This is a genomic window from Pseudomonas sp. (assembly GCF_032058845.1).
Lineage (GTDB): Bacteria > Pseudomonadota > Gammaproteobacteria > Pseudomonadales > Pseudomonadaceae > Aquipseudomonas.
This window is the reverse complement of record NZ_DAMCCR010000138.1, coordinates 1-9,177: the sequence shown is the minus strand read 5'-3', so window position 1 is coordinate 9,177 and position 9,177 is coordinate 1. Positions and strand designations below refer to the sequence as shown.

Genomic DNA, 9,177 nt, shown 5'->3' with positions numbered 1-9,177 from the left:
ACAAGCACGACAGCATCGGCCAGGACCTGGTCGCCATGTGCGTGAACGACCTGGTCGTGTGCGGCGCCGAGCCGCTGTTCTTCCTCGACTACTACGCCACCGGCAAGCTCAACGTCGACGTCGCTGCCACCGTGGTCACCGGCATCGGCGCCGGCTGCGAACTGGCAGGCTGCTCGCTGGTGGGCGGTGAAACCGCTGAAATGCCCGGCATGTACGAAGGCGAAGACTACGACCTGGCCGGTTTCTGCGTCGGCGTGGTGGAAAAGACCGAGATCATCGACGGCTCCAAGGTCGCGACCGGTGACGCACTGATCGCCCTGCCGTCTTCCGGCCCGCACTCCAACGGCTACTCGCTGATCCGCAAGATCCTCGAAGTCTCGGGCACCGACATCGACGCCACCGAGCTCGACGGCACGCCTTTGGCCGACCTGCTCATGGCGCCTACGCGCATCTACGTCAAGCCACTGCTGCAACTGATCAAACAGACCGGCGCCGTCAAGGCCATGGCCCACATCACCGGTGGCGGCCTGCTCGACAACATCCCGCGCGTCCTGCCAAAGAACGCCCAGGCCGTGGTCGATGTGGCCAGCTGGCAGCGCCCGATCGTGTTCGATTTCCTTCAGGAAAAAGGCAACGTCGACGAGCACGAGATGCACCGCGTACTCAATTGCGGCGTCGGCATGGTGATCTGCGTGGCTCAGGATCAGGTAGACGTCGCCCTCGCCTCGCTGCGCGATGCCGGCGAACAGCCGTGGGTCATCGGCCGCATCGAGCAGGCCGCTGAAGGTGCTGCGCAAGTGCTGCTGCAAAACGTCAAGGCGCACTGATGCCCGACGCTTTCTGCAACGTGGTGGTGTTGCTGTCCGGCTCGGGCAGCAATTTGCAAGCCCTGATCGACAGCAGCCACGCCACCGGCAGCCAGGTGCGGGTCTGCGGCGTCATCGCCAACCGCGCCGATGCCTATGGTCTGCAACGGGCCGAAGCGGCCGGGATTGCCACGGCGGTGCTCGATCACAAGGGTTTTGACGGCCGTGAAGCCTTCGATACCGCGCTCATGGCGCTGATCGACGGCTTCGATCCCGATCTGGTGATCCTCGCCGGCTTCATGCGCATCCTCAGTGGCGACTTCGTGCGCCACTATCAAGGCCGGCTGCTCAACATCCATCCCTCTCTGCTGCCTCTGTACAAAGGTCTGCACACGCACCAGCGCGCGCTGGATGCGGGCGATGCCGAGCATGGCTGCAGCGTGCATTTCGTCACCGAGGAACTCGATGGCGGGCCTTTGGTCGTACAGGCAGTGATTCCCGTTGAACCTGGCGACACCGCGCAGAGCCTGGCCCAGCGCGTACACCACCAGGAACACCAGATCTATCCGCTGGCCGTGCGCTGGTTCGCTGAAGGGCGCTTGCGTCTTGGCGACCAGGGTGCCTTACTCGATGGCTTGCCGCTGCCGGCCAGCGGTCATTTGATCCGACTTTAGGAGAACGTATGCGTCGTGCCCTGCTCTTGGCTCTCGCCGTGCTTGCCCTGCCGTTGCAGGCAGCTGAACTGAAGCCTTTCTCGGCCAGCTACACCGCCGACTGGAAGCAACTGCCCATGAGTGGCACCGCCGAGCGTAGCCTGGTGAAGAACGCCAACGGCACCTGGGACCTCAACTTCAAGGCGTCGATGATGATCGCCAGCCTGACCGAGCAAAGTACCGTACGCATGGAAGGCGATACCCTGCAGCCGCAGACCTATCATTTCGAGCGCGGTGGCCTGGGCAAGGCCAAGAAGGTCGACCTGAACTTCGACTGGTCCGCGAAGAAAGTCACCGGTAGCGACCGCGGCGATGCGGTCAGCCTGCCGCTCAACCGTGGCGTGCTCGACAAGTCCTCGTATCAACTGGCGCTGCAGCATGACCTGGCAGCGGGCAAGAAGACCATGAGCTATCAGGTCGTCGACGGTGACGAGATCGATACCTATGACTTCCGCGTACTGGGCACCGAAAAAGTCGCCACCAAGACCGGCAGCGTCGATGCCATCAAGGTCGAGCGCGTGCGCGACCCTAGCCAGAGCAAGCGCATCACCGAGCTGTGGTTCGCCAAGAGCTGGGACTACCTGCTGGTGCAACTGCGCCAGGTGGAAACCGACGGCAAGGAATACGTGATCGTGTTGCAAGACGGCACGGTGGATGGCAAGTCGGTGAAGGGCAGCTGAAGACGGCAACGTCACAGCGCCGCCTACAAGCCTCGCTATGTGTGTAACGTTGTTCATTCAAGCTAGATCACTTTCAGTTAGGGCCGCTCTGCGGCCCATCGCGGCTAAAGCCGCTCCTACAGGATAGGCCCCATCGCGGCTAAAGCCGCTCCTACAGGATATGCCCCATCGCCGCTAAAGCCGCTCCAGGATATGTCCCATCGCCGCTAAAGCCGCTCTTACAGGACATGTGGTCCCTGTGGGAGCGGCTTTAGCCGCGATGGGCCGTAAGGCGGCCCCAGTCGTTTGAATGAACAGCGTTGCGCTTAGTGCGGGGCTTGTTTTGTTTGGACCCCAGGATTCTTACGCTACCCACCACCGTGGTTGCGCGCAAAGGTCTCAGCCCCCATCGCAGCGATTTGCCCCTCTATCAAGGCCTCGAATGGCCTGAGCAAGGCATCGAAACGGTCGCTACCCTCCAGCTCGTTCAGGCCCTGCGCCACCGCTTCGATGGTTGATAAAGCTTCAGCAGCCGGCGCCTTGCGCACCCGGTAGCGCGATACGCCGCCGCCCCGCAGCGTGACCTTGGGCAGCCTGTCCAGCACCGGATTGAGGTAGAGCAGCTTGCGCGCCTTGCGCCACGTGGCGTCAGGCACCACCAGCAGTAACGGGGTGCCGCTGTCGTCCGCTGCCAGGGTGTCGAGCGGCAAGGCGCCCTCCCCTGGAAACAACAACACCGGCCGGTAATCGGAAGTCGCCAGCCAGGACTGCAGTTCCGCAAACACTTCGCCCACCGCCAACTGCACATTGGCCAGGCCCAGTGCCGCCAGCCGCGCCGTATTCAGGGCGTGCGTGCTCTCACTGGGGTGCTGCAACAGCAACACCCGATGGCGGCAATCGAGTCGGGGAATCAGCGCACAAAGGCAATGGGTAAGCGGGCGCACACAGCGCTCGCAGCGGGGTCGGGACATGGGCTTCTCCTGGGCCGCGGCAGTGTGCCACAACTCGCGGGAAAGCCTGTCCTGCACCGGAGCAGAAAAAAAGCCGACGCCTGCAGATCAGGGTCGGCTTTACGATCAGCGACGCCGTGGCCGGCGGTCGCGATCCTTGTCAGTCGGGATCGGTACCGGTTGCAGCGGCGGTGGAATCAGGCCGAGTGCAACAGCGAGGTCGTGGAGCCAGTTATGCATACGGTCGTTCATGGTTGCCCCCTTGACGGGAAAGCCTTGCGGCAAATCGATACTGCGATGCTTCGTACAGATCATAGTCCGTAGTCTTGCACGACGCATGCTACTAATCCTACAGATGGAGTTAAGTTTGCCTTGGTTCAAGGCCCGCCGGCCAGTTCCGACGGTCGGCCAACTGTTTCCCCTTGTTGCCATCAGCGAATCGAAGCAGCGGGTTCACCCCAGCCACCGCCGCAGTTGGCGCCGTACCCACGGCTCGGCGCTCACCAGCACCACGCCGCCCAGCACCATCACGGCACCAAAGACGAAGTTGAGGCTCAGCGGCTCCCCCAGAAGCAGCACGCCGAAGGTCACCCCGAACAACGGCGTGATGAAGGAAAACACCGCCAGGTTCGAGGCCAGGTACTTGCGCAGCAGCCAGAACCACGTCAGGTAGCTGACGAACGACACCACCACCCCCTGGAACAGCACACTACCGATGGCCAGCGGAGTCAGGCTGACGTCGGTGACCTGCCCGGTGAACAGCGCGACCAGCAGGAGCCCGGCAAAACCCACGCCCAGCTGGTACAGCAAGGTCAGCGATGCCGGCGCCTCGGAGAGCCGCGAGCCGCGCACCACCACCGTAGTCGCGCCCCAGGCCAGGCCGGCCAGCACGCCGAAGGCATCACCCAGCAACACGCGGCCATCCATCTCCGCCAGCGACATCCCACCGGTAAACGCCAGGGCGATCCCGGCGAACGCCAGCGCGATGCCCAGCCACTGCAACACGCGCAAGCGCTCGCTGGCCAACATGAAGTGCAAGCCCAAGGCGGTGAAGATTGGCGCGGTATAGAGAAACACCGACATGTGCGCGGCCGAGGTCAGCTTCAGCCCTTCGGCAATGAACAGAAATTCCAGACCGAACAATGCACCGGCCAGCAGCCCCGCACGCCAGGTAGCGGCAAACTGGGTCCACTCACGGCGCCAGCACACCAGCACGCCCACCAGCAGCCCAGCAATGCCATTGCGCAACGCTGCCTGCATGACTGGCGCGAAGTCCGGCGCTGCCCACTTGATCATCACCTGCTGGCTGCCCCAGACCAGGCACAGCATCAGCATCAGTTGAAAGGCGAAGCGATCAGGCTGTTTGCGGACCGCGATCATGGGCGGCTTCGCTGTGAGGCAAGGAACATGGGCTGTGGCTCGATGAGGGCAGGAAGCGGCCGATTATCCCGTGCCGACCCTGCCCTTGCCAGCCGAAACGCGCAGATCAGGCGATCTGCGCCTTGGCAGAGACCTTCTCGAAGGTAGCAGGGTCCAGCGCATCGGCTTGCTCGTCGAGCACCTGACGCGGATGCTCGAAGCCAGGAATGCTGCTGTCGATCACGCTCAACAGCCGCGAGCCGGTGGCAGTCAGCACGAAGTTCTCGCCGTTACCGCCCTCTGCTTCCGGCCGATGCGCAATATAGCCACGGTCCAGCAGCAGCTTTTCATATTCGGTGGCACGGGTCTTGAGCCGATCCACATCGCCTACCGGCTCGCCTTCGGCGGCCTTCGCGGCAGCGTGCTGCTCGGCATACGGGCGCGGCGTGAAATTTTGCCCTGCGCCGTTCTGCACTTCGTGCAACAGACGTTCGATCAGTTCCCAGTCGTAAGTAGACATCGGTTTCGCCTCTTGGGGTAACGGATGGGTGTCTTGCGTGGGACCTGCGTTTTGCAGCCGGTGTTCAGAAAGATGGCCAGGCGCAGTTCGATCACGTGGGCTGAACTTCACCTCGCCTCCCCGCTCCACCAGAAAGCATCACCCCAAATCATCATCAAAAGAGGACACCCCATGCACAAGCCGCTACTGCAACTGACCTGCGCCAGCGCTCTGCTGTTCGCCCTGCCCGCCTGGGCCTGCAGCCTGGAAGAAGCCACCGCCAAACGTGAGGAACTGGCAGCCCTGGTCACCCAGCTCACCGAGCAGGACCCGCAAAAAGCCAAGGAGATCAACGAAGAGTTGCAGGCCATGAAGCTGGACAGCGCCAGCGCGGACTTGCCCGACAAATGCCAGCTGATCGAGCGCAGGATGCAGGAACTGAAAACGGCCGAGAAAAGAGCCGGTTGAATCGTCCACGTCAGGACACCGCGGCCTGATACCGCGATGCCCACTGCCTTGCGTGCTTACTCGGCAGCCGGTGCGCGCTTCTTCAGCGGCGCCATGCCATCGGCACTGGCCAACGGTGCGTTCTTTTTCGGCTTGGCCGACGGCTTGCGTTTAGCCGCCGCCTTCTTGTCACCAGTCTTCTTGTCGGTCTTTTTCTTCTTCACACCCGCCGCTTTACCCGACGCCTTGACCTTCTTCGGCCCGCTGTAGGTGCCCTTCACTTCCTTGATGACCCGGCGCTCGAACTGCTGCTTGAGGTAGCGCTCGATGCTCGACATCAGGTTCCAGTCGTTGTGCGTGATCAACGACACCGCCAGGCCTTCCCCACCGGCGCGGCCGGTACGGCCGATGCGGTGCACGTACTCGTCACCACTGCGCGGCATGTCGAAGTTGATCACCAGGTCCAGACCCTCGACGTCCAGGCCACGGGCGGCGACGTCAGTGGCCACCAGCACCTTCGAGCCGCCTTCCTTGAAGCGGTCGATGGCCTGCTTGCGGTCTTTCTGGTCCTTGTCACCGTGCAGCACGAAGGCTTTCACGTCCTTGGCCACCAGGTGACCGTAGATGCGGTCGGCCATGATCCGGGTATTGCTGAAGATGATGGCCTTTTTGTAGGTCTCGTTGGCCAGCAGCCACTGGATGATCTGTTCCTTGTGCTGGTCATGGTCGGCCATGATGATCTGCTGGCGCGTGCCTTCGGACAGTTGCGAAACGCTGTTGAGCATCAGGTGCTCAGGGTTCTTCAGCACCTTGCCCATCATGTCGCGCAGCGCCGCACCGCCGGTGGTGGCGGAGAACAGCAGGGTCTGCTCGCGGTTGGCGCACTCCAGGCACAGGCGCTCCATGTCTTCGGCAAAGCCCATGTCGAGCATGCGGTCGGCCTCATCGAGCACCAGCACCTGCACGTGGGACAGATCCAGATTGCCGGCGTTGAGCTGCTCGAGCAGACGCCCTGGCGTGCCGATCAGCACATCCGGCACCTTGCGCAGCATGGCAGCCTGTTCCTTGAAATCTTCACCACCGGTGATCAGCCCCGCCTTGATGTAGGTGAACTGCGCAAAGCGCTGCACTTCCTTGAGCGTTTGCTGGGCCAGCTCACGGGTCGGCAGCAGGATCAGCGCACGGATTTCAACGCGCGCGCCCTTCAGGTCAACCAGACGATTGAGGATCGGCAGCACGAACGCTGCGGTCTTGCCACTGCCGGTCTGCGCCGTGACCCGCAGGTCTCGCCCTTCGAGGGCCAAGGGAATGGCCGCCGCCTGCACCGGGGTCGGCTCGACAAAGTTAAGCTCGGCCACGGCTTTGAGCAGGCGTTCGTGCAGGGTGAATTGGGAAAACACGGAGATGACCTCGGACAAGTAGCGGGAATTCAGTTGCATAGGGTAACGTTTTCCACGGTAGGAGCCGAATTTCTTTTGGCATCATCCCTCCCCCGCGTGCACCCGAGCTGCACATCAATCCCGCTACACAGGCTTTGCTGATTGCTTATGAATTTCCAACAACTGTGGACCGACGCCCTGGATGTCTGGGGCACCCTCGACCAACACCCCCTCATGCACGCCGGCCTCGGCCTTGCCGTGCTGCTGCTGATCGCCTTCGTGCTCGGCCGCGCGGCCCGTTTTCTGGTGCTGCACGGCGGCCGCCTGCTGGCCAAGCAGCACGCCCTGCGCTGGATCGATGACCTGCGCCACAACAAGGTGCTGCACCGCCTGGCCCAGACCGTGCCGTCACTGGTGATCCAGTTCGGCCTGAAGCTGGTGCCGCAACTGAGTGCCACGGCCGAGCACTTCCTCGACAACGTGGCCCTGGCCACCACGCTGCTGTTCGTCACACTGGCGTTTTCCGCCCTGCTCGACGCCCTGCTCGACATCTACGCGCGTACCGAGCACGCCCGCACCCGCTCGATCAAGGGCTACGTGCAACTGGCCAAGATGGTGGTCTGGGTGCTTGCCAGCATCGTCATCATCGCCACCTTGATCGACCGCTCGCCGCTGTTGCTGCTGTCGGGCCTGGGCGCCATGTCGGCGGTGCTGCTGTTGGTCTACAAGGACACGCTGCTGTCATTCGTCGCCAGCGTGCAACTGACCAGCAACGACATGCTGCACGTCGGCGACTGGATCGAAATGCCCCAGGTCGGCGCCGATGGCGATGTGGTGGACATCAGCCTGAACACCGTCAAGGTGCAGAACTTCGACAAGACCATCGTCTCCATCCCCACCTGGCGCCTGATGAGCGAATCGTTCCGCAACTACCGCGGCATGCAGCAATCGGGCGGGCGCCGCATCAAGCGCGGCCTGAGCATCGACGTGTCGAGCGTGCGCTTCCTCACCCGCGAAGAAGAACAACGCCTGACCCACGTGCGCCTGCTGGGCGACTACCTGACCACCAAGCGCAAGGAAGTCCACGAGTGGAACGAGGCCCAGGGCCTAGTCGAGGAACTCGCCGCCAATCGCCGCAAGCTCACCAACATCGGCACCTTCCGCGCCTACGCCCTGGCGTACCTGCAGAATCATCCTGATATCCACCAGAACATGACCTGCATGGTGCGCCAGATGGAAGCCACCGCCGAAGGCGTGCCGCTGGAGTTGTACTGCTTTACCCGCACCACGGCGTGGGCGGATTACGAGCGGATTCAGGGGGATATTTTTGACTATCTGCTGGCGGTGCTGCCGGAGTTTGGGTTGAGTCTGTATCAGCAGCCGACGGGGCGGGATATGCGGGTGGGGATTGCTGGGCGGGAGGAGCGGGTTGAGCGGTTGGAGTTTGAGGGGGCGGGTCGGAAAGTGGAGCTTGAAAAGCAGGAGAGCTGAGACCGCCGATTTTGGACGGCTTAGGGTTGGAGGTGGTGCATAGGTTGCGCCACCTCCCATGAAGCGCTAGATTCACCAACGTCGCGCAACCTGCGCGACCGGGTTTGGCGACCCGAACGTAAAAGGCGCAACAGCGCCCCAATGACGATGGCAGGCGCTTTTTTTGCGCATGCCGTTTCGTGTCATGGCGGCTGTGCGTGGGAGACCTTCGGGTCTGCCGGGTTCCTTTTCCTCGGTTCGCCAACCTGCGTACAGCTGCCACCCAATCGTTTGGCGACGGTGGGTGGTGGGTTTGATTGAAAAGGACCTCATGCATGCTTTTATCGGTTTTATTTGGGATGTTCATATTCGTTCGCCGCCGGGTCTTGGGCTCTGGCCTGCTTGCGGTTGCGTTGGGTTTGGCAGCTCATTCCATCTGTGTGAACGAGGTGGGGAATGAGTGAGACTCAGCGATTAGCCAACATTCAAAGTCATGTCAGAACGCTCGAACTGCTTAGCGAGTTGTTGGTGCAACATGACGATGCTTGGGGTTGCGAGGATGGGCCGGAGTTGTCGGCGAGGAATTTGGCGGGGGTTCATCGGGCGATTAAAACGCTCAGTCACTTGGTGAGCGACGGTGTGGGTTCACTGGAATCGAGACTGATAGTGGAGTGACGACGGTGTAATCGTTTTGGAAGGACAGACGTCCTGAATGGTGCAAGCAAAGTAGAGAGCGGTCATTGACACAGCCGAGAGCGTGAAGACACCACAGGTGATAGCGAGGGGCGGTAGATCATCCAGGCGTATGAGAGGTAAAGAGAATTGCTGCGCAGTGAGCTCCGAGGGTGTCAGAAATTTTGTGTTCAGGCATAACATGAGTAAGAGGTGCATGTAT

The 9,177-nt window shown here is 62.0% G+C and carries 10 protein-coding genes; 5 read left to right on the top strand and 5 right to left on the bottom strand.

Annotation, left to right across the window (positions count from 1 at the left end; genetic code table 11):
* The 3 genes from purM to RT028_RS18725 form a co-directional block, all read left to right on the top strand.
* On the top strand, positions 1-827 hold an 827-nt coding region (purM, locus tag RT028_RS18735; RefSeq protein ID WP_312936760.1), incomplete at its 5' end, for a phosphoribosylformylglycinamidine cyclo-ligase.
* Positions 827-1,480: a phosphoribosylglycinamide formyltransferase gene (gene purN / locus RT028_RS18730; protein WP_312936758.1), complete on the top strand. Its 654-nt coding sequence runs from the start codon at positions 827-829 to the stop codon at positions 1,478-1,480. The genes purM and purN, both read left to right, overlap by 1 nt.
* A gap of 8 nt (positions 1,481-1,488) precedes the next feature.
* Positions 1,489-2,199 (top strand): DUF3108 domain-containing protein, encoded by a 711-nt coding sequence (locus RT028_RS18725; protein ID WP_312936756.1) that lies wholly within the window; start codon positions 1,489-1,491, stop codon positions 2,197-2,199.
* A gap of 347 nt (positions 2,200-2,546) precedes the next feature.
* Here the strand turns inward: RT028_RS18725 and RT028_RS18720 are convergent, their stop codons facing one another.
* The 4 genes from RT028_RS18720 to RT028_RS18705 form a co-directional block, all read right to left on the bottom strand.
* A complete protein-coding gene (locus tag RT028_RS18720; RefSeq protein ID WP_312936754.1) occupies positions 2,547-3,149 on the bottom strand; it encodes a DTW domain-containing protein in 603 nt (200 codons plus the stop codon).
* A 105-nt stretch (positions 3,150-3,254) separates the two neighbouring features.
* Positions 3,255-3,380, bottom strand: a complete 126-nt coding sequence (locus tag RT028_RS18715) for a PA1414 family protein (protein ID WP_312936752.1) — start codon at positions 3,378-3,380, stop codon at positions 3,255-3,257.
* 201 nt (positions 3,381-3,581) lie between these two features.
* A complete protein-coding gene (locus RT028_RS18710) occupies positions 3,582-4,508 on the bottom strand; it encodes a DMT family transporter (RefSeq protein WP_312936751.1) in 927 nt (308 codons plus the stop codon).
* Positions 4,509-4,614: 106 nt separating this feature from the next.
* A complete protein-coding gene (locus tag RT028_RS18705) occupies positions 4,615-5,007 on the bottom strand; it encodes a transcriptional regulator (RefSeq protein ID WP_312936749.1) in 393 nt (130 codons plus the stop codon).
* A gap of 171 nt (positions 5,008-5,178) precedes the next feature.
* Here RT028_RS18705 and RT028_RS18700 point away from each other — a divergent pair, with 171 nt between their 5' ends.
* The gene (locus RT028_RS18700) at positions 5,179-5,454 is read left to right on the top strand and encodes a hypothetical protein (protein WP_312936747.1); all 276 of its coding nucleotides are present in this window, start codon (positions 5,179-5,181) and stop codon (positions 5,452-5,454) included.
* A 56-nt stretch (positions 5,455-5,510) separates the two neighbouring features.
* Here the strand turns inward: RT028_RS18700 and RT028_RS18695 are convergent, their stop codons facing one another.
* Complete coding sequence (locus RT028_RS18695) at positions 5,511-6,872, bottom strand: DEAD/DEAH box helicase (protein ID WP_312936745.1); 1,362 nt, start codon at positions 6,870-6,872, stop codon at positions 5,511-5,513.
* A 108-nt stretch (positions 6,873-6,980) separates the two neighbouring features.
* On the opposite strand from RT028_RS18695, the gene RT028_RS18690 reads away from it, so the two are divergent.
* Positions 6,981-8,303 (top strand): mechanosensitive ion channel family protein, encoded by a 1,323-nt coding sequence (locus RT028_RS18690; protein WP_312936743.1) that lies wholly within the window; start codon positions 6,981-6,983, stop codon positions 8,301-8,303.
* The last annotated feature ends 874 nt before the right edge of the window (positions 8,304-9,177 follow it).